Genomic DNA, 18,558 nt, shown 5'->3' with positions numbered 1-18,558 from the left:
GGCCCCTCGAGGGGCCGGGCCTGCTCGTCACGCGCCCGACGGCGCGCGCGTCACTTCTTGTTGCGGCGCTGGTGGCGCGTCTTGCGAAGCAGCTTGCGGTGCTTCTTCTTGGCCATGCGCTTGCGGCGCTTCTTGATGACGGAGCCCATAGGTCCTCACAATGTTCGGTCGGTCGGTCGGCGGCGGCCCGACGACGGGCCGCGCGGCGAAATGGTCCACGGTTGGTCCGGGACAGTGACGCCATAGTGACGATGGCCGACCAACACGAAAAGGAGTCCGCTACCTAGGCTACCTGCTCTGCCGCGCGCCCCGTAATCGACAGCGGTGTGAGGTGCGCCGGAGCCGCCCGGAGAACGACGTCGGCGCACCGGGTCACGGCCTGGCGGCGAACCGCTCCAGCAGGTCGGCGTGGCCCGAGCAGACAAGCAGGTCGTTGGCCGAGACCCGGGTCTCCGGCGTCGCGTAGACGAAGTCCACGCCCGGCGACTTCACCCCGATCACGGTGATGCCGTAGCGCTTGCGGATGTTCGACTGCGCGAGCGTGAAGCCCTGCGCCTCCCGCGGCGGGCGCATCTTGACGATGGTGAACCCGTCCTCGACCTCGATGTAGTCGAGCAGCTTGCCGCTGACCAGGTGGGCCACGCGCGAACCGGCGTCGGCCTCCGGGAAGACGACGTGGTGCGCGCCGATCCGGGTCAGGATGCGGCCGTGCTCGGCGGAGATGGCCTTGGCCCAGATCTGCGGCGTCCCGAGGTCCACCAGGTTGCCCGTGATCAGCACCGACGCCTCGAGCGACGAGCCGACGCCCACCACCGCGACGCCGAAGTCCTTGGCCCCGAGCTGCTCCAGCGCGTCCGGGTTGGACGCGTCGGCCTCGACCAGCGGCAGCCGCCCCGACCACTGGGCCACCAGCGTGGGGTCCTGCTCGACCGCCAGCACGTCCTGGCCCAGCCGGTCCAGGGTGGCACCGATCGCCGACCCGAACCGGCCCAGGCCGATCACCAGCACACCCGCGTCCCGCTCGGGCTTCTTCTCCGGCACGGTAGTCCTCTCCTGTCACCCGATGTTGTCTGTCGCGTGCGGCCTGCGTTCCGTTCCGGGCGCGTGCCTCGTTCCTCGGCCCGCACCCTGCACTGCACTCCGGCCTCACCCGATGATGGGTCGTTCCTCCGGGAAGCGTACGATGCGCCGCCGGTCGCGAAGGGCCAGCACCGCCACGACGGTCACCGCCCCGGTACGCCCCACGAACATCAGGGCGGCCAGCACGTATTTTCCGGCGTCGGGCAGGTCGTACGTGATGCCGGTCGTGAGGCCGACGGTCGCGAACGCCGACAGCACCTCGAACAGCACCTTGGACAGGGGGAGGTCGGTGAGCTGCAGCAGCGCGACGCACGAGACCAGCACGATGCTCGCGCCCGTGAACACGACCGCGATCGAGAGCCGCAGCACGTCGCGTGGGATCCGGCGGCCGAACGCCTCGATGTCCCGGTCGCCCCGCGCCTCGGCGATGATCGCCAGCAGCATGACCGCGAGCGTGGTCACCTTGATACCGCCCGCGGTGGACGCCGAGCCACCGCCCACGAACATCAGCGCGTCCTGGATGAGCCAGCTCGACTCGTGCATGGCGCCGATGTCCACGGTGCTGAACCCGCCCGAGCGCGGCATGATCCCGGCGAACAGGGCGGCGAGCAGCTTGTCCCCCACGCTCAGCGGACCGAACGTCCGGGGGTTGGTCCACTCCAGCACCAGGAGCAGCACGGCGCCCGCCACGAGCAGCGCGAAGCTGGTCACGAGCGTCAGCTTGCTGTGCAGGGAGAGCCGCTTGGTCCAGCCGTGCCAACGGTGGCCCGGCCGGGGCAGCGACCGCTGGATGTTGAGGATCACGGGGAAGCCGAGCGCGCCGATGAAGACGCCGAGCGCGATCGGCAGCAGGAGCGTCCAGTCCCCCACGTGCGGCATGAGGCCGTCCGCGGTCGGCACGAACCCCGCGTTGTTGAACGCGGAGATCCCGTAGAACAGGGAGTGCCAGGCCGCGGTGCCCACGTTGTCCTCGAGGATCAGGAAGCGCGGGAAGAGCAGCAGCGCGATCGACAGCTCGAGCGTGGTCGCGGTGATGATGATGACGCGGACCAGCGAGCCGACGTCGCCCAGCCGGCTCGTCTTGGTCTCCGACGCCGTGAGCAGCTTCTGCGTCAGCCCGATCTTGCGCGACACCATCATGCCGAGCAGCGAGGCGACGGTCATGATGCCGAAGCCGCCCACCTTGATGCCAGCGAGGATGACGACCTGCCCGTAGAACGACCAGTAGGTCGCCGTGTCCTGGACCACCAGGCCCGTGACGCAGACGGCGGACACCGCGGTGAACAGCGCGTCGACGAAGCTCGCGCCCTCGCCGTCGGCGGTCGCGAACGGGACGAGCAGCAGGATCGCGAACAGCCCGATCACACCCGCGAAGACGGTGACGGCGAGGCGGGCCGGAGCCCGGAAGGCCAGCTCGTCCACCAGCTCCCGGATGCCGAACAGCCTGTGCCGGAAGATCGGCGCCATCCGACCTGCTCCCTCCCCTGCATTCCCGACGATCGACGCCCTACTCTGCCACGCCGGAGGGCCCCTGCCGGGCAGAAGTCCCGCGCGGGACCCGTCTTCGCCCGAGCACGCGCCCGTTCTGAACCACGGCGACCCTCCCCGGCGCGGTCCGTTACCGTGGGCGGGTGCACCTCGCCCGGCTGGTCTGGAGTCCGCGACTCCTCGAGTACGACTTCGGCCCCGGGCACCCCATGGCGCCCGCCCGGCTCGACCTGACGATGCGGCTCATCGAGGCGCTCGGCCTGCTCGACCGGCCCACGCTGGAGGTGGTGGACGCCGAGCCCGCCACCGACGCCGTCATCGAGACCGTGCACGACGCCGACTACGTGGCCGCCGTCCGGCACGCCGGGACCACGCTGGAGCCCGACCTGATGCGCGGTCTGGGCACCGACGACGACCCGCTGTTCGTGGGCATGCACGAGGCCGCCGCGCGGCAGCTCGGCGGGTCGGTCGCGCTCGCCGACGCCCTGTGGCACGGCGAGATCGCGCACGGCGTCAACGTCGCGGGCGGCATGCACCACGCGATGCCGGGCGCGGCGTCCGGCTTCTGCGTGTACAACGACGCCGCCGCGGCGATCCAGCGCCTGCTGGACCTCGGCGCGGAGCGCGTCGCCTACCTGGACTTCGACGCGCACCACGGCGACGGCGTCGAGGCCATCTTCTGGGACGACCCGCGCGTGCTGACCGTCTCGATCCACGAGGACGGCCGCACCCTGTTCCCCGGCACGGGCGCCTCGTCCGACGTCGGCATGCCCGGCCCCGCCGAGGGCACCGCCGTGAACATCCCCGTCCCGGCGCGCACGTCGGGCGCCGCGTGGCTGCGGGCGATCGACGCGGTGGTCCCCGCGCTGGTCCGCGAGCACCGCCCGCAGGCGATCGTCTCCCAGCACGGCTGCGACGCCCACGGGCGCGACCCGCTGTCGAACCTCAACGTCTCCGTGGACGCGCAGACCACCGCGCAGCAGTGGGCGCACGCGCTCGCGCACGAGCACGCCGACGGCCGCTGGCTCGCCCTGGGCGGCGGCGGTTACGCGGTGTCCGACGTCGTCCCGCTCGCCTGGGCGGCGCTCGTCGCCGAGGCCGCGCACGAGCCCCTGGAGCGCGGGGCCGAGCTGCCCGCCGCGTGGTGCGCGGCGGTGGAGGCCCTGGACCTGGAGGCCGCGCACACGCTGGGCACGGCCGAGGTCCCGTTCCGGAGCTGGCGCGACGGCTACGACCCGGCCGACGCCGTCGACCGCGCGGTCCAGGCCACCCGCCGCGCCGTCTTCCCCCACTGGGGTCTGGACCCGCTGCTGGACTGACGACCGGCCGGCGGCTCCCCTTCGAAGCCCGACTTTTCTTCGCTTTGGCGCGCGTCAAAGAGGAGAAATGTCGGGCCTCGAAGGGGAGGCCACCGCGGCCGGAGACCGCAACGCCCGGATCGGCGGCCGAAGCATTCGTGTGGAGTTCAGGTCGGCGACATCTGGGGGCGGGAGGCTCTGGGGCATGCGACGTCGCCTCGCCGGCCTGCCGGCCGCCCTGCTGCTCGTGTCCCTGCTCGCACCGGTCGCGGCGCCCGCGTCGGCCGTCGCGGACGGCCCGGACGCCGGGGCCGGCGGCGGCGGAAAGCACCGGACCGCCACCGTCACCACCTCCGTGGAGACTCCCCCGCTGTACGACGACGAGGCCGGCGGCAACGCGTCCGGCGACGACCCCGCGATCTGGGTGCACCCGGACGACTCGGCGCGCTCGATCGTCGTCGCGACGGCCAAGGAGGGCGGGCTCCGGGTCTACGACGTGGCCGCGGCCGAGCTGCAGTCGGTCGCGGCCACGCCGGCCCCGCGCGCGGACGGCGTGCCCGGCCGGTTCAACAACGTGGACATCGCCTACGGCCTGAAGGTCGGCGGCCGAGCGACCGATGTCGCCGTCGTCTCGGACCGGTACAACGACCAGATCCGCTTCTTCGCGATCGACCCCGCGGGGGCCGACGCCGCGACGCCGCTCACCGAGATCACGGCCCCGGAGCTGGAGTTCCTGTTCAGCCCGGACCGGGAGACGGTCGCCGCGGACCAGACCGCGTACGGCTTGGCCGTCTACCAGCCGCGGCGCGGCGGCACGTACGCCGTCGTGACGCAGGAGGGCAGCACCACCATCGCGACGGCGCGACTCACGACCGGGCCGGACGGCGTGGGCTACACCGACGTCGAGCACCTGGAGCTCCCCGGCGAGTTCCGGCTGCCGGACGGCACCACCTGGGTGCCGTGCGAGGAGCCGGGCGTCGAGCCGCAGCTCGAAGGGGTGGCGGTCGACCGCCGCACCGGCACGCTGTACGCCACGCAGGAGGACGTCGGCCTGTGGCGGGTGCCGCTGCCGCTCGGCTCGGGCGCGCCGCGCCTCGTCGACAAGGTCCGGGACTTCGGCGTGCACGACGCCTACGACCCCGAGACCGAGGAGTGCGCCCCGGTGGACCCGGAGGCGCCGTCGTACGGCGGGACGAACCTGACCGCCGACGCCGAGGGCGTCGACATCTGGTACGGCCCCGGGCGCACCGGGTACGTGATCGTCTCCAGCCAGGGCGACGACACCTACCCCGTCTACGCGCTGACCGGCCGCAACCGTTCGCTCGGCGCCTTCCGCGTGGCGGGCGACGGCGTGGACGACGTCAACGGCTCCGACGGCCTCGCGGTGTCCAACGCGCCCGTCGGGGAGTACGGGTCCGGGCTGCTGGTCACGCACGACGAGCCCGAGACCGGGCCCGACGTCGACCCGGGCCGGGACGCCACGGGCTTCTCGTACGTGCACTGGGGCGACGTCGAGAAGGCCCTGCACCTCCACTGACGACGTGTCAGACGTACAGGTCCCTCCAGGGACCTGTACGTCTGACACGGATCACGCCGTCCGGCGGCGGAGCGTGAGGATGCCGAGCACCACCGCACCCACGATGAACAGGACGATCACGCCGACGGCGCCGCGGACGTCGGACCAGTCGTCTCCCGCGGCGAGCGACGTCATCGCCTCGATCGCGTAGGTGAGCGGGAAGACGCGGGACAGCCACTCCAGCACCTCGGGCATCTGGTCGCGCGGCATGAGCAGCCCGCAGGTGATGAGCTGCGGGAACAGGATCGCGGGCATCATCTGGACCGCCTGGAACTCGCTCCGGGCCAGCGCCGAGGCGGCCAGGCCGAGGGTGCAGCCGAGGATCGCGTCGAGCAGCGCGACCACCACGACGAGCCAGAGCGGGCCGGCCACGTCCATGCCCACCAGCACGGCGAAGCCGACCACCACGAGCGCCTGCACGAGCGCGAGCGTCGCGAACGCCAGGCCGTAGCCCGCCACGAAGTCGCCCTTGCGGATCGGCGTCGTCATCAGCCGCTCCAGCGTGCCGGACTGCCGCTCGCGCAGCGTCGCCACGCTCGTGACCAGGAACATCACGATGAGCGGGAACAGGCCCACCAGCATGGGGCCGAACTGGTCGACCACCTGGGGCTGGTCGTGGAACATCCAGGCGATCAGGCCGATGAGCAGGCACGGCAGGAGCATGATGAGGGCCACGGTGCGGTGGTCGCCGCGCAGCTGGGACAGCACGCGGCCGGCGGTGGCGAGGGTCAGGGTCATCGTGTGGTCTCCTCGTGCGTCTCGGCCGGCGGCGTCTCGACCGGCGGCGTCGCGACGGCGTCCGTCTCGACGGCGTCCGCCGCGTCGATCAGGGCGAGGAACGCGCGCTCGGCGTCCGGCGCCCCGGTGCTGGTCAGCAGGTCGTCGGGCGTGGTGTCCGCGACCAGGCCGCCCGCACGCATCAGGAGCAGGCGGTCGCACTGCGTGGCCTCGTCCATGACGTGGCTGGAGACCAGGAGCGTGCGCCCCTCGGCCGACAGCCGCCGGAACACGGCCCACAGGTCGCGCCGCAGCACCGGGTCGAGGCCCACGGTCGGCTCGTCCAGGACGAGCAGCTCGGGGTCGCCCACGAGGGCGGCGGCCAGCGAGACGCGGGACCGCTCGCCGCCGGACAGGGTGCCCACGCGCTGCTTCTCGTGCCCGCCGAGGTCGACGACGGCGACGGCGTCCGCCACGGCCTTCCCGGGGGACGGGACGCCGGCCAGCGCGGCGAAGTACCGCAGGTTCTGCACCACGGTGAGGTCGGCGTAGACGCTGGCGTCCTGGGTCATGTAGCCCACCCGGCGGCGCAGGGCGGGGCTGCCCGCGGCATCGTCCAGGACCCGCACGGTGCCGGTGACCTTGTCCTGGACGCCCACGACGGCGCGCATGAGCGTGGTCTTGCCCGAGCCGGACGGCCCCAGCAGGCCGACGACGGACCCCGCGGGCACGTCGAGCCGGAGCCCGTCGATGACCGTCCTGTCGCCGCGGACGACCCGCAGGTCCCGGATGACGACCGCGTTTTTCCTCATGTGAGGAATTGTGCTCCCGGCGCGGGCTACGGCGCAAGACCTCCGGCGTCCGGGAGCGGCCCGGTGAGGTAACGCTGCAGGGTGGGGCCCACGAGCCGCGCGACGTCGGCCGGGGCGAGCGAGGCCAGCGGCTCCACCGGGATCAGGTACCGGGTCAGCAGGACGCCGGACATCTGCGCCGCGACGAGCCCGGTGCGCAGCGCGGCGTCGGGCACGTCGAGGGCCCGCATCACGGGCGCCAGGATGGCCGCGCCGATGAACTGCGGCAGCAGGCCGCGCAGCTCGGTGTCGGACATGACGGCCGGGATGACCACGCGGACCGTGTCCCCGCCGTCGAAGTCCCAGATGCCGATCACGGCCGCGGCGAGGCGCTCCCCCAGCGACTCGACCGGGCCGGCGGCCACCTGCTCGACGACCTTGTCGGGCTCGATCCCCGCGACCCCGAGGGTCGCCGTCAGCAGGCGCGCCTTGTCGGGGAACCAGTGCCGCACGGTGCCGGGGTCCACACCCGCACGGCGCGCGACGGACCGCAGCGACGACGCCTCGTACCCGCGCTCGACGAACTCGTCCCGGGCGGCGGCGAGGATCTCGGCGCGGGCGTCCTGCCCGGCGGGACGGCGGCCGCGCCGCGGCGCGGCATCAGGTTGGGCCATCCGGCCATTCTCGCCCACCCCCGAGAACGCCGAGGTAGAACTGTGGCGAGGTAGAACCGCAGACTCGTGCTGCGGTTCTACCTCGCCACGGTTCTACCTCGGCGGGACGCGGGTCAGCGGGTGGCCGACGCCCGCTTCTTGTTCCAGACGTCGAACGCGACGGCCAGGAGCAGCACGATGCCCTTGACGATCTGCTGCGTCGACTGGTCGACGCCCATGAGCGACATGCCGTTCGACATGACGGCCATGATCAGACCACCGACCATCGCGCCGGTCACGGTGCCGATGCCGCCGGTCACGGCGGCGCCACCGATGAAGCACGCCGCGATCGCGTCGAGCTCGAACATGTTGCCCGCGCCCGGCTGGGCGGCGCTCGACCGGGCGGAGAACACGATGCCCGCGACGGAGGCGAGGAAGCCCATGTTCACGAACATCCAGAAGTTCACGCGCTTGACCCGGACACCGGAGAGCTGCGCCGCGGCGAGGTTGCCGCCGATGGCGTAGACGTGGCGGCCGAACACGCTGTGCTTGGTGACCAGCGTGTAGGCCATCACCAGCACGGCCAGGATGATCAGCACGGCGGGCAGACCGCGGTACGTGGCGAGGTTCCAGGCGAACCACATGACGACGGCGGCGACCACCACGATCTTCAGCACGAACAGCACCGGCGCCTCGACCGTCTGGTTGTAGGCGATCCGGGCCCGGCGGGTGCGCCAGGAGTTGTACGCGAAGCCCAGCACGCCGACCGCGAAGATGACGAGCGTGAAGGTGTCGTAGCCGTAGCCGCCGAGCAGGCCGTTGAAGAAGCCCGTGGCGATGCTCGTGTACTCGCTCGGGAACGGCGAGAGCGAGACGTTGTTGAGCACCTGGAGGGTGAGGCCGCGGAACAGGAGCATGCCGGCCAACGTCACGATGAACGCTGGGATCCCTACGTACGCGACCCAGAATCCTTGCCAGGCCCCGACCAGCAGACCCGTGCCGAGCGCCGCGAGCACGCCGACCCACCAGGGCAGGCCGTTCCGGATGACGACGACGGCGGCGATGGCGCCGGTGAGCGCGACCACCGAACCCACCGACAGGTCGATGTGCCCGCCGATGATGATGATCACCATGCCGATGGCGAGGATCAGGATGTACGAGAACTGCAGCACGAGGCTGGTGAGGTTGCGCGAGCTGAGCAGCAGTCCGTCGGTCAGCACCGAGAACAGCACGATGATCAGCACGAACGCGATGTAGATACCGCTGGTGCGGATGTTCCGGGTGAGCAGATCCCGGATGTTGGCGATGCCGGTCATGCCGTCGCCTCCTGCGTCTCCTGCGTGGTCTCCTGCGTCATGAGGGCCATGAGTCCTTCCTGAGTGGCGGAGGGCACGTCGACCTCGCCAGTGATACGGCCGAAGGCCAGGGTGTAGATGCGGTCGCAGATCCCGAGGAGCTCGGGGAGCTCCGACGAGATGACCAGCACGGCCTTCCCTGCCGCGACCAGCTCGTTGATGATGGTGTAGATCTCGTACTTGGCGCCGACGTCGATGCCGCGGGTGGGCTCGTCGAGGATCAGCACCTCGGGCGCGGTGTACAGCCACTTGGACAGCACGACCTTCTGCTGGTTGCCGCCCGAGAGCTTGCCCACCTCCATCAGCACGTTGGGGGTGCGGATGTTCATGGACGCGCGGTACTCCTCCGCGACCTTGAGCTCCTCGTTCTCGTCCACGAAGCCGTTCTTGGCCAGCTTGCCGAGGCTCGCCGCCGAGATGTTGCGCCGGATGTCCTCGATGAGGTTCAGCCCGTACTGCTTGCGGTCCTCGGACACGTAGGCGATGCCCGCCTTGATCGCGTCCGGCACGTTGTGCACGTCGACCGGCTTGCCGTGGATGTACGCCGTGCCGCTGATGTCCCGCCCGTAGGAGCGGCCGAACAGCGACATCGCGAGCTCGGTGCGCCCGGCGCCCATGAGGCCGGCGATGCCGACGACCTCGCCGGCGCGGACGTTAAGGTGCGCGTTGTCGACGACGACGCGCCCGGGCTGGGTCGGGTGGTGCACGGTCCAGTTCTCGATGCGCAGCACCTCCTCGCCGGGGTGCGACACGCGGTCGGGGTACCGGTTGTCGAGGTCACGGCCCACCATGCCGCGGATGATGCGGTCCTGGATCTCGTCGGACGAGGCGCCCGCCGTGGCCATGTCGAACGTCTCGATCGACCGGCCGTCCCGGATGATCGTGGTGCGGTCCGCGATCTCGGCGATCTCGGCCAGCTTGTGGGAGATCATGATCGACGTGATGCCCTGCTCCTTGAACTGCCGGAGCAGACCGAGCAGGTGCTCGGAGTCGTTGTCGTTCAGCGCCGCCGTCGGCTCGTCGAGGATGAGCAGGCGCACGTCCTTGGAGATCGCCTTGGCGATCTCGACGAGCTGCTGCTTGCCCACGCCGAGCGCGGAGATGGGCGTCGTGGGCGACTCGCTCAGGCCCACCCGCGCGAGCAGGTCGGCGGCCTCGGCATTGGTCCGGTTCCAGTCGATGGCGCCGCCGGCCCGGAGGCGCTCGTTCCCGAGGAAGATGTTCTCGGCGATCGACAGGTACGGGACGAGGGCGAGCTCCTGGTGGATGATCACCACGCCCCGCGCCTCGGAGTCGTTGATCGTGCCGAACTGGGCGGTCTCGCCGTCGAGCACGATGTCGCCCTCGTAGGTGCCGTGCGGGTACACGCCCGACAGCACCTTCATGAGGGTCGACTTGCCCGCCCCGTTCTCGCCGCAGATCGCGTGGATCTCGCCCCGGCGGACGGTGAGGTTGACGTCCTGGAGCGCCTTGACCCCAGGAAATGTCTTGGTGATGCCGCGCATCTCGAGGATGTCGGTCGGCGCCGAATCGGCCATGCCAGTCCTTGTCGCGTGCTTGTCGCCAGTAGAGATGTTGCTGTGTGCGACGCCCGCCCGTCGGCCCCGGGCCGGCCGGTCAGGACACGGAGGTGTCCCGGCCGGCCGGCCCAGGGGCCATGGCGGTGTCGCGCCGGTCTCGCGAGGAGGTAAGACCTACTCGTCGACCTGACCGGAGGCGACCTCGTCCTCGGTGAGGTAGCCGGAGTCGACCAGCTCGGCCTGCAGGTTGTCCTTGGTGACGATCACCGTGGGGAGCAGGTACGACGGCACGACCTTCTTGCCGTTGTCGTACGTCTCGGTGTCGTTCGCCTCGGGCTCGTTGCCCTCGAGGTAGGACGTGGCGGCGGTGACGGCCTGCTCGGCCAGCAGACGGGTGTCCTTGAAGATGGTCGAGTACTGCGCGCCCTCGACGATCAGCTTGGCGGACGACGCCTCGGCGTCCTGGCCCGTGATGATCGGCATCGCGAGGTCGCCCTTGCCGTAGCCGGAGTTCTCCAGGGCCGTGATGATGCCGCGCGAGATGACGTCGGCCGGGGCCAGCACGCCGTCGACGTTCACGTCACCCTTGGTGTACGTGGAGGTCAGCAGGTCCTCCATGCGCTTCTGCGCACGCTCCTGCTCCCAGCGCTGGATGGCGACGGTGCCGAAGTCGGTCTGCTTCGAGGGCACGACGAGCGTCTTGTCGTCGATGTACGGCTGGAGCACCGACATCGCGCCGTCGAAGAAGAACCCGGCGTTGTTGTCGTCGGGCGAGCCGGCGAACAGCTCCACGTTGAACGGGCCCTCGGGCGCGTCCGCGGCCTCCTCGCCGTTCTCGTCGAGGATGCCCAGGCCGGTCAGCAGCGAGGTGCCCTGCTGCACGCCCACCTGGAAGTTGTCGAACGTGACGTAGAAGTCGACGTTCTCCGAGTCGCGGATCAGGCGGTCGTAGGAGATGACCGGGATGTCCGCGGCAGCGGCGGCCTCGAGCTGGCTGCCCAGCGCGGTGCCGTCGATCGAGGCGATGATGAGCGCCTCGGCGCCCTTGTTGATCATCGCGTCGATCTGCTGCTGCTGGGTCGGGATGTCGTCGCCCGCGAACTGCAGGTCGACGTCGTAGCCGGCGTCCTCGAGGCCGGTCTTCACGGCGTCGCCGTCGGCGATCCAGCGCTCGTACGTCTGGGTCGGCATGGCCACGCCCACGAGGCCACCGGCCTCGCCGTCGCCCGCGCCGTCGCCGCCGCCGGCGCCGTTACCACCGGCGCCGCTACCGCCGCACGCGGCGAGAGAGACGGCCATCGCGCCCGTTGCCAGCGCGGCCAGACCGCGCGTTGCCCACAGCTTCCTTGCCATGACTTCTCCTCTTCGAGTGTTGCCCGGGCAACGTCTCTGCAACCCGGCCGACTTCACTTTGTGAACGCAACAGATTGTGAACGCTCACAAGCCCATTGGTCAAAACCGTGTCGGCTGAGAACCGCCACGATCGTTCGGTGACGGGGATCACCGTAGCCGTGGTCGCGGGTAAGTAAGGAGAACTTCTTGGATGGTTACGGCATCGATACAGTCAACTCTTGAATCCGGGGCGCGCGGTCCGGGCCCGCGCGCCCCTCAGCGGACGCTGCCGAGCGACAGGCCGCCCTGCCAGTACTTCTGCAACGAGAGAAACGCCGCGACCAGCGGGACCACCGACAGGAACGAGCCCGTGACGATCAGGTTCCAGACCTGTTCGCCGCCCGCGCCGGCGTTCGAGAGGGCCTGCCAGTTGTAGATGCCGACCGTCACGGGGAGCAGGTTCGGGTCGCGGAGCACGGCGAGCGGCAGGAAGAAGTTGTTCCACGTGGCGACGGTGGTGAGGAGCAGCACAGTCACGATCGCCGGGCGCAGCAGCGGCAGCACCACCTGGAAGAAGAGCCGGAGCTCGCCCGCGCCGTCGACCCGCCCGGCGTCGAGCACCTCCTCCGGGACGGCGTCCTGGGCGTAGACCCGCACCAGGTAGACGCCGACGGGGCTCAGCAGCGACGGCAGGATGACGGCCCACATCGTGTTCAGCAGGCCCATGCCGCTGAGCAGCACGAAGGTGGGGATGACCAGCGCCGTCATCGGCACCATGACCGAGCCCAGGAGCAGCGCGAAGAACACGGAGCGCCCGCGGAACCGGTACTTGGCCAGGCCGTAGCCGGCGAGCACCGAGAGCACGGTGGCGCCCACGCCGCCGGCGACCGCGTACACGAACGAGTTGCGGAACCACGTCCAGTAGATGCCGCCCTGGTGGGTGAACAGCCCCGTGACGTTGTCCCACAGGGCGAAGTCGGAGCCGAACCAGAGCGCGTCCCCGGCGAACAGGCCCGCGTTGGTCTTGGTGGACGCCACCGCGAGCCACCACAGCGGCACCACGAAGTAGATCGCCAGGATGACGAGCACCACGTGCGAGCCGATGCGGCGGCCCTGGCCCACGGGGCCGGACGTGTCCCGCGCCGTGCGGTCGGTGCGGGCCTTGGTGGTAAGGGTCGAGGTCGCCATCACTTGAGCCCGCTCTGCTTGCGCGTCAGGAACAGGAACACGTACGAGCCCACGAACACCAGGAACCCGAGGGCGAACGCCAGCGTCGAGGCGTAGTTGAACTGGCTGTAGTTGAACGCCGTCGCGAACGCGTACATGTTCGGGGTGTAGTCGGACGGGATGGCGCCCTGCGCGGAGGACCGCAGGACCTGCGGCTCCGTGAAGAACTGCAGGGTGCCGATGAGCGCGAAGACGACGATCATCACCATCGACGACGAGATCATCGGCACCTTGATGCGCAGCGCGATCTGGCGCCCGTCCGCGCCGTCGAGCACCGCGGCCTCGTAGACCGAGGGGTCGATCGACCGCAGGGCGGCATAGATGATGATCATGTAGTAGCCCACCCACTGCCAGGTCACGATGTTGACCAGCGACCCGAAGATGTTGGCGGAGCTGAGGAAGTTCGGCGCCGTGAGGCCGACCAGGCCGAAGACGTCCTGCGCCGGGCCGAACCGGGGGCTGTACAGGAAGCCCCACATGAGCGCCCCGATCACCGCCGGGATCGCGTACGGCACGAAGATCAGCAGGCGCGTAGCCCGGCTGAGCCGGGTGGCGAGCGTGTCGAGCAGGAGCGCCGCCACGAGGGCGACCACGATCTGCACCGGCACCATGACCAGCACGAACCGCAGCACCCGCCACAGGCCCTCCAGGAACACCGGGTCCGTGAACGCCTTGACGTAGTTGTCGGCGCCCACGAACACGCTGCGCCCGGCCGTGGCGATGCCCTTGTTGTGCAGGCTCATCCACAGCGCGTAGCCCAGGGGCAGCACCAGGAACACGGCGAACACGGCGGCGAACGGCGCCACGTAGACGTATCCCCAGCGCTGCCGCCGGCTGGCGATCTTGCTGGTGGGGCGGGTCGCGGACGGCGCGACGGCGCTCTTGCTCGCGCTCATTCGGAGACCGTGAAGCCCTGCTCGGTGGCGTACTGCACCAGCCCGTCCTGGACGGTGCCGAGCGCCGTGGCGGCGTCGGTGCCGTTCTGCACCATGTCGTACAGGGCCTGCGTCTGCTGGTCGTAGGCGTAGACCTGGAACGGGCTGAACGAGAAGCCCTCGTACCCGTTGGCGGCGTCGAGGAACACCTCCTCGTTGATCTTCTGCCCGCCGAAGAACGGCGCCTCCAGGCCGGTGAACCAGTCCGACTCGAGCATCGGCTTCCACTGCGGCCACAGGGCCGCCTCCTCCACACCGAGCTTCCATGCCTCGTCGGTGTCGAACAGCTCCTTGGCCACGGTCGCGGCCGCCTCCGGCTGCTCGGACTGCGCGGTCACCGCGAAGGTGGAGCCGCCCCAGTTCACCTGCACCGGGTTGTCGGCGTCCCACTGCGGCAGCGGGGCCGCGCGCCACTCGGCGTCGGCGTCGGCCTCCGACAGGCCCTGCAGGTAGCCGGGGCCCCACGCGGCCGCGAGGTAGACGGCGTAGGTGCCGTCCACGAGCGCCGCGTTGTAGTCGGTGGTGAACGCGTCCTCGGTGGCCACCAGGTCGTCGTCGATCAGGCCCTTCCAGTAGCTCAGGACCTCCTCGGCCTCCGGGCTGTCGACGGTGATGCCCACCTCGGTCGGCTTGGCGGCGTCGTACTGGAACGGCTCCCAGCCGTTCTGGGCGAACAGCGCGTAGTTGAGGGCGTTGCCGTTGGTCGGGAAGTCGGTGATGTGCCCCTCGAAGCCGGCGTCGCGCAGGTCCTGCGCCGCGGTCGCGAACTCGTCCCAGGTGGTCGGCACCTCGACGCCGTACTCCTCGAAGATGTCGGCGCGGTAGAGCATGCCCATCGGGCCGCCGTCCACGGGGATCGCGTAGACCGCGTCGCCGTTGGAGACGTCCGACCAGGAGCCGGGCGTGTAGTCGCCCTCCAGCTCGGCGGCGCCGTACTCGGACAGGTCCACGAGCGACTCGAGGATCGTGAAGGTGGGCAGCACCTCGGCCTCGAGCATGATCACGTCGGGCGCGCCGGTGCCGGCCTCGATCGCGGTCTGGAACTTGTTGTACTCGTCCGCGCCCTGGCCCGCGTTGGTCCAGCAGACCTGCAGGTCGGTGTGGGTCTCGTTGAAGTTGTCCACCACGGACTCGAACGACGGGTACCAGGCCCAGACCGTCACCTGGGCGGCGTCGGGCTGCTTGATCTCGTTGGTGCAGGTCGCCTCCGCGGCGCTCCCGCCTCCGCCGGAGCAGGCCGTGAGGCCGACGGCGGATACGGCCACGGCGGCTGCGGCAGCCACGCCTCGGCGTCGGGCAGAAGTACGCATCCGAGTCCTCCTTGATTCGGTGCTCCGCGGTCGGGGACCACGGCGCTCCCGGCGTCGTCGCCGGGTCACTTTTCAACGTTGTAGGAACGCCGGGCACCGTTCTACCGGCAACCATGCCGCCGTGGCAAGGGTTCAGGCGCGAGTGGCCCGGATCAGCCGGCTCACGACCCCTGACGCCCACCCCGCGGCGGCGAGGAGAACCATGCCACCGCCGGAAACAGTCAGGACGGCGACAGTCGGGTTGATCCAGCCAGGAACCAGGTCGTAGTGCTGGTTGCACATGTTGTGGAGCGGGTACAGCGGTTGCGGGCCGCTCCACTCGCGGTGCCGGTAGTCCCAGTCGAAGGGCTGCCCGTGGACCTGCTGGCACATCTCTGCGACGTCGTTACCCCCGGACCCTTCGACGAAGCCGTGCCCCCAGACGGCGACGGCCGCGAGCAGCGCGACAAGCCCTCGTCGGAACCAGGTGCGAGGCCTGGTGCTCCTGTCCACCTCAGGCCCAGGTCATGTCGGCGGCCACCTGCTCGGTGCCGCCCGGCTGGACGCCGACCACCGCGCCGTCCTCGCCCGTGGACTCGCGGCCCACGATGCGCGAGTCCGGCACCACCTTGCGGAAGGGCGCGGGTTCGCCGGTCGCGGCGATGCGCTCCAGCAGCAGCTCCACCGCGGTGTGCGCGATCTGGTCGCGCCCGGGGTCCACGGACGAGAGCGCCGGCACGGAGTACCGCGCGTCGTCGACGTCGTCGAAGCCGATGAGCGCCACCTGGCCCGGCACCTCGATCCGGTGCGCGTGCAGGGCGTGCAGCGCGCCGAGCGCCAGCGCGTCGTTGAGGGCGAAGACGGCGTCGATCTCCACGCCGTCGTCGAGCATGCGGCTCATCGCCTCGGCGCCGGTCGAGCGGTGCCAGAGGCCCGCCTCGCCGATCAGCGCCGGGTCGAACGGCAGCCCGGCCTCCGCCAGGCCCGCGCGGTAGCCCTCGGTGCGCAGCGCGGCCGAGCCGACCTGCTCCCCCGCGTGCGCGCCGATCACGGCGATCCGGCGGCGTCCGAGCGACGCCAGGTGGAGCGTCGCCGCCTTGGCCGCGGCCACGTTGTTCATGGTCACGTGGTCGGCGGGCGCGCCGAACACGCGCTCGCCGAGGATGACCAGCGGGAAGTCCACGGAGAACAGGCCGATGTCGTCCGGGCCGAGCGCCAGCGGCGAGAAGATCAGGCCGTCGGTGAGGTGGCGGCGCCGGCCCGAGAGCACCTCGGTCTCCCGCTCGCGGCTCGCGCTGGTCTGCTCGATGAGCACGGTCCAGCCGGCGGCGTCGGCGGCGGAGATGACGGCGTCCGCGAGCTCCGCGAAGTACGGGAGCGACAGCTCCGGGACCGCGAGCGTGATCAGGCCCGTGCGACGCGTGCGCAGGTTCCGCGCGGACATGTTGACCCGGTAGCCCAGCTCCTCGATCGCGGCCTCGACACGCTCCTTGGTGGCGGCGCGGATGTACGGATAGCCGTTCACCACGTTCGACACGGTCTTGATCGAGACGCCGGCGCGCTGCGCCACGTCATGCATCGTCACGGCCACGCTGCCAGCCTCCGGTCGGCGAGTTTTTCCACAGGGTAGAGGACGGGCATCGCTGCCGCGTCGTCCATCGGCTAGTGTGCAACGTTGTAGAACCGCCGACCGATCAGCGAGGAACAATGACGACCTCCCGCACCCGCGTCCTGCTGCACCCCGACTTCACCGTGGGTACCGTCGACCGCCGCCTCTTCGGCTCCTTCGTGGAGCACCTGGGCCGCGCCGTGTACACGGGCATCCACGAGCCCGGCCATCCGACGTCGGACGAGCACGGCTTCCGCCGCGACGTCGCCGACCTGACCCGGGAGCTGGGCGTCACCACCGTCCGGTACCCGGGCGGCAACTTCGTGTCGAACTACCGGTGGGAGGACGCCGTCGGGCCCGTGGAGCAGCGCAAGCCGTTCCTCGACCTGGCCTGGCGCACCGTCGAGCCCAACCTGGTGGGCACCGACGAGTTCCTGCAGTGGGCCGAGCGCGAGGGCATCCAGCCGATGATGGCGGTCAACCTCGGCACGCGCGGCGTCGAGGAGGCCGTGGCGCTCCTGGAGTACTGCAACGGCGAGGCCGGCACCCGCTGGGCCGACCTCCGCATCGCCAACGGCCGCGAGAAGCCGTACGGCATCAAGCTCTGGTGCCTGGGCAACGAGATGGACGGCCCGTGGCAGATCGGCCACAAGGACGCGCACGAGTACGGCAAGCTGGCCCGCAACGCCGGCGCCGCGATGAAGCTCGTGGACCCGTCGATCGAGCTCGTGGCGTGCGGCTCGTCGTCCATGCAGATGGCGACGTTCGGCGAGTGGGAGCGCACCGTCCTGGAGTACACCTACGACCTGGTGGACCACATCTCGATGCACGCCTACTACGAGGAGGTCGACGGCGACCGCGCGTCGTTCCTCGGCTCGGGCACCGCGATGGACCGGTTCATCGAGCGGGTCGTGGCCTCGGCCGACGCCGTGGGGGCGCAGCGCCGCTCGGACAAGAAGATCACCGTGAGCTTCGACGAGTGGAACGTCTGGTACCTGACCACCCGGTTCCCGGGCGAGGAGAACCTGCCGATCCAGCGGGACGCGCCGCGCATCATCGAGGACGTCTACTCGGGGCTCGACGCCGTCGTGGTGGGCGACCTGCTGGTCACGCTCCTGAACCACGCCGACCGCGTGCCGGTCGCGTGCCTCGCCCAGCTCGTCAACGTGATCGCGCCGATCATGACCGAGCCGGGCGGCGAGGCCTGGCGGCAGCCCACGTTCCACCCGTTCGCGACGACGGCGCGGCTCGCCCAGGGCGAGGCGCTGGACCTGCGCGTGACGACGCCGGGCATCACCACCAAGGCGCACGGCGAGGTGCCGTCGGTGACGGCGGCCGCCACGCTGTCCGACGGCGCCGTGGCACTGTTCCTGACCAACCGCTCCCCCGAGCCGGTCAAGGTCGAGCTGGCGCACCCGGGCGCGGCGCTGGACGTCACCGAGGGCTGGTCGATGACCGCCGACCACGAGGCCGCCGTCGCGGGCCCCGCGCACGCCGAGAAGGTGGCCCAGGCCCATTGGGGCACGTTCGACGTAGCGGGCCGCGTCGCGGCGGGCGACGGGACGACCACGACGGTGACGCTGCCGCCGGAGTCGTGGACAGCGCTGTCGGGAGCGCTGGCGACCCGCTAGCCGATCGCCGGTCGAGCTTGTCGAGACCGATCCAGGTCTCGACAAGCTCGACCACCG

17 protein-coding genes are annotated in these 18,558 nt (G+C 70.7%); 3 read left to right on the top strand and 14 right to left on the bottom strand.

What is annotated here, in order from left to right:
• Positions 1 to 50 precede the first annotated feature (50 nt).
• From ACFU5G_RS21590 to ACFU5G_RS21580, 3 genes are all read right to left on the bottom strand, one after another.
• Positions 51 to 149 (bottom strand): 30S ribosomal protein bS22, encoded by a 99-nt coding sequence (locus tag ACFU5G_RS21590; protein WP_003792170.1) that lies wholly within the window; start codon positions 147 to 149, stop codon positions 51 to 53.
• A 223-nt stretch (positions 150 to 372) separates the two neighbouring features.
• A complete protein-coding gene (locus tag ACFU5G_RS21585; protein ID WP_020016003.1) occupies positions 373 to 1,041 on the bottom strand; it encodes a TrkA family potassium uptake protein in 669 nt (222 codons plus the stop codon).
• A 105-nt stretch (positions 1,042 to 1,146) separates the two neighbouring features.
• Positions 1,147 to 2,547 carry a TrkH family potassium uptake protein gene (locus ACFU5G_RS21580; RefSeq protein ID WP_377249429.1) on the bottom strand — a complete coding sequence of 467 codons (1,401 nt, stop codon included), beginning with the start codon at positions 2,545 to 2,547 and terminating at the stop codon, positions 1,147 to 1,149.
• Positions 2,548 to 2,711: 164 nt separating this feature from the next.
• Here ACFU5G_RS21580 and ACFU5G_RS21575 point away from each other — a divergent pair, with 164 nt between their 5' ends.
• Both ACFU5G_RS21575 and ACFU5G_RS21570 read left to right on the top strand, forming a co-directional pair.
• The gene (locus ACFU5G_RS21575) at positions 2,712 to 3,887 is read left to right on the top strand and encodes an acetoin utilization protein AcuC (protein ID WP_377249427.1); all 1,176 of its coding nucleotides are present in this window, start codon (positions 2,712 to 2,714) and stop codon (positions 3,885 to 3,887) included.
• Between the two features lie 184 nt (positions 3,888 to 4,071).
• The gene (locus ACFU5G_RS21570) at positions 4,072 to 5,403 is read left to right on the top strand and encodes a phytase (RefSeq protein WP_377249425.1); all 1,332 of its coding nucleotides are present in this window, start codon (positions 4,072 to 4,074) and stop codon (positions 5,401 to 5,403) included.
• Between the two features lie 51 nt (positions 5,404 to 5,454).
• On the opposite strand, the gene ACFU5G_RS21565 is transcribed toward ACFU5G_RS21570, so the two are convergent.
• From ACFU5G_RS21565 to ACFU5G_RS21515, 11 genes are all read right to left on the bottom strand, one after another.
• Complete coding sequence (locus ACFU5G_RS21565; protein WP_377249423.1) at positions 5,455 to 6,180, bottom strand: ABC transporter permease; 726 nt, start codon at positions 6,178 to 6,180, stop codon at positions 5,455 to 5,457.
• Complete coding sequence (locus tag ACFU5G_RS21560) at positions 6,177 to 6,971, bottom strand: ABC transporter ATP-binding protein (protein ID WP_377249421.1); 795 nt, start codon at positions 6,969 to 6,971, stop codon at positions 6,177 to 6,179. The genes ACFU5G_RS21565 and ACFU5G_RS21560 overlap by 4 nt, the downstream gene beginning before the upstream one ends.
• A 26-nt stretch (positions 6,972 to 6,997) precedes the next feature.
• Positions 6,998 to 7,624: a TetR/AcrR family transcriptional regulator gene (locus tag ACFU5G_RS21555; protein WP_377249419.1), complete on the bottom strand. Its 627-nt coding sequence runs from the start codon at positions 7,622 to 7,624 to the stop codon at positions 6,998 to 7,000.
• A 113-nt stretch (positions 7,625 to 7,737) separates the two neighbouring features.
• The gene (gene mmsB / locus ACFU5G_RS21550; RefSeq protein ID WP_377249417.1) at positions 7,738 to 8,919 is read right to left on the bottom strand and encodes a multiple monosaccharide ABC transporter permease; all 1,182 of its coding nucleotides are present in this window, start codon (positions 8,917 to 8,919) and stop codon (positions 7,738 to 7,740) included.
• On the bottom strand, positions 8,916 to 10,496 hold the full coding sequence (gene mmsA, locus ACFU5G_RS21545; RefSeq protein WP_377249415.1) for a multiple monosaccharide ABC transporter ATP-binding protein: 1,581 nt from the start codon (positions 10,494 to 10,496) through the stop codon (positions 8,916 to 8,918). The genes mmsB and mmsA overlap by 4 nt, the downstream gene beginning before the upstream one ends.
• 156 nt (positions 10,497 to 10,652) lie before the next feature.
• Positions 10,653 to 11,831: a multiple monosaccharide ABC transporter substrate-binding protein gene (gene chvE / locus ACFU5G_RS21540; protein WP_377249413.1), complete on the bottom strand. Its 1,179-nt coding sequence runs from the start codon at positions 11,829 to 11,831 to the stop codon at positions 10,653 to 10,655.
• A 255-nt stretch (positions 11,832 to 12,086) separates the two neighbouring features.
• Complete coding sequence (locus tag ACFU5G_RS21535) at positions 12,087 to 12,998, bottom strand: carbohydrate ABC transporter permease (RefSeq protein WP_377249411.1); 912 nt, start codon at positions 12,996 to 12,998, stop codon at positions 12,087 to 12,089.
• Complete coding sequence (locus ACFU5G_RS21530; RefSeq protein ID WP_377233900.1) at positions 12,998 to 13,933, bottom strand: carbohydrate ABC transporter permease; 936 nt, start codon at positions 13,931 to 13,933, stop codon at positions 12,998 to 13,000. The genes ACFU5G_RS21535 and ACFU5G_RS21530 overlap by 1 nt, the downstream gene beginning before the upstream one ends.
• Positions 13,930 to 15,282 (bottom strand): ABC transporter substrate-binding protein, encoded by a 1,353-nt coding sequence (locus tag ACFU5G_RS21525; protein ID WP_377249409.1) that lies wholly within the window; start codon positions 15,280 to 15,282, stop codon positions 13,930 to 13,932. The genes ACFU5G_RS21530 and ACFU5G_RS21525 overlap by 4 nt, the downstream gene beginning before the upstream one ends.
• 132 nt (positions 15,283 to 15,414) lie before the next feature.
• Entirely contained in the window at positions 15,415 to 15,654 is a 240-nt protein-coding gene (locus ACFU5G_RS21520; RefSeq protein ID WP_377249407.1) for a hypothetical protein, read from the bottom strand.
• Positions 15,655 to 15,775: 121 nt separating this feature from the next.
• A complete protein-coding gene (locus tag ACFU5G_RS21515) occupies positions 15,776 to 16,852 on the bottom strand; it encodes a LacI family DNA-binding transcriptional regulator (RefSeq protein ID WP_377249405.1) in 1,077 nt (358 codons plus the stop codon).
• Positions 16,853 to 16,968: 116 nt separating this feature from the next.
• On the opposite strand from ACFU5G_RS21515, the gene ACFU5G_RS21510 reads away from it, so the two are divergent.
• Positions 16,969 to 18,501 (top strand): alpha-N-arabinofuranosidase, encoded by a 1,533-nt coding sequence (locus ACFU5G_RS21510; protein ID WP_377249403.1) that lies wholly within the window; start codon positions 16,969 to 16,971, stop codon positions 18,499 to 18,501.
• Positions 18,502 to 18,558: the final 57 nt, after the last annotated feature.

It is taken from the genome of Promicromonospora sp. NPDC057488, assembly GCF_042802395.1.
Classification (GTDB): Bacteria; Actinomycetota; Actinomycetes; order Actinomycetales; family Cellulomonadaceae; genus Promicromonospora.
The sequence above is the reverse complement of the archived record's forward strand: the minus strand, read 5'-3'. Positions and strand labels throughout refer to the sequence as shown.

Bases quoted from the DNA above. Each gene is read 5' to 3' on its own strand.
- ACFU5G_RS21525 (WP_377249409.1), bottom strand. From the start codon at position 15,282: ATGCGTACTTCTGCCCGACGCCGAGGCGTGGCTGCCGCAGCCGCCGTG.
- ACFU5G_RS21520 (WP_377249407.1), bottom strand. From the start codon at position 15,654: ATGTGCCAGCAGGTCCACGGGCAGCCCTTCGACTGGGACTACCGGCAC.
- ACFU5G_RS21555 (WP_377249419.1), bottom strand. From the start codon at position 7,624: ATGGCCCAACCTGATGCCGCGCCGCGGCGCGGCCGCCGTCCCGCCGGG.
- ACFU5G_RS21530 (WP_377233900.1), bottom strand. From the start codon at position 13,933: ATGAGCGCGAGCAAGAGCGCCGTCGCGCCGTCCGCGACCCGCCCCACC.
- ACFU5G_RS21570 (WP_377249425.1), top strand. From the start codon at position 4,072: ATGCGACGTCGCCTCGCCGGCCTGCCGGCCGCCCTGCTGCTCGTGTCC.
- ACFU5G_RS21565 (WP_377249423.1), bottom strand. From the start codon at position 6,180: ATGACCCTGACCCTCGCCACCGCCGGCCGCGTGCTGTCCCAGCTGCGC.
- ACFU5G_RS21580 (WP_377249429.1), bottom strand. From the start codon at position 2,547: ATGGCGCCGATCTTCCGGCACAGGCTGTTCGGCATCCGGGAGCTGGTG.
- ACFU5G_RS21560 (WP_377249421.1), bottom strand. From the start codon at position 6,971: ATGAGGAAAAACGCGGTCGTCATCCGGGACCTGCGGGTCGTCCGCGGC.
- ACFU5G_RS21535 (WP_377249411.1), bottom strand. From the start codon at position 12,998: ATGGCGACCTCGACCCTTACCACCAAGGCCCGCACCGACCGCACGGCG.
- mmsA (WP_377249415.1), bottom strand. From the start codon at position 10,496: ATGGCCGATTCGGCGCCGACCGACATCCTCGAGATGCGCGGCATCACC.
- ACFU5G_RS21510 (WP_377249403.1), top strand. From the start codon at position 16,969: ATGACGACCTCCCGCACCCGCGTCCTGCTGCACCCCGACTTCACCGTG.
- mmsB (WP_377249417.1), bottom strand. From the start codon at position 8,919: ATGACCGGCATCGCCAACATCCGGGATCTGCTCACCCGGAACATCCGC.
- ACFU5G_RS21590 (WP_003792170.1), bottom strand. From the start codon at position 149: ATGGGCTCCGTCATCAAGAAGCGCCGCAAGCGCATGGCCAAGAAGAAG.
- chvE (WP_377249413.1), bottom strand. From the start codon at position 11,831: ATGGCAAGGAAGCTGTGGGCAACGCGCGGTCTGGCCGCGCTGGCAACG.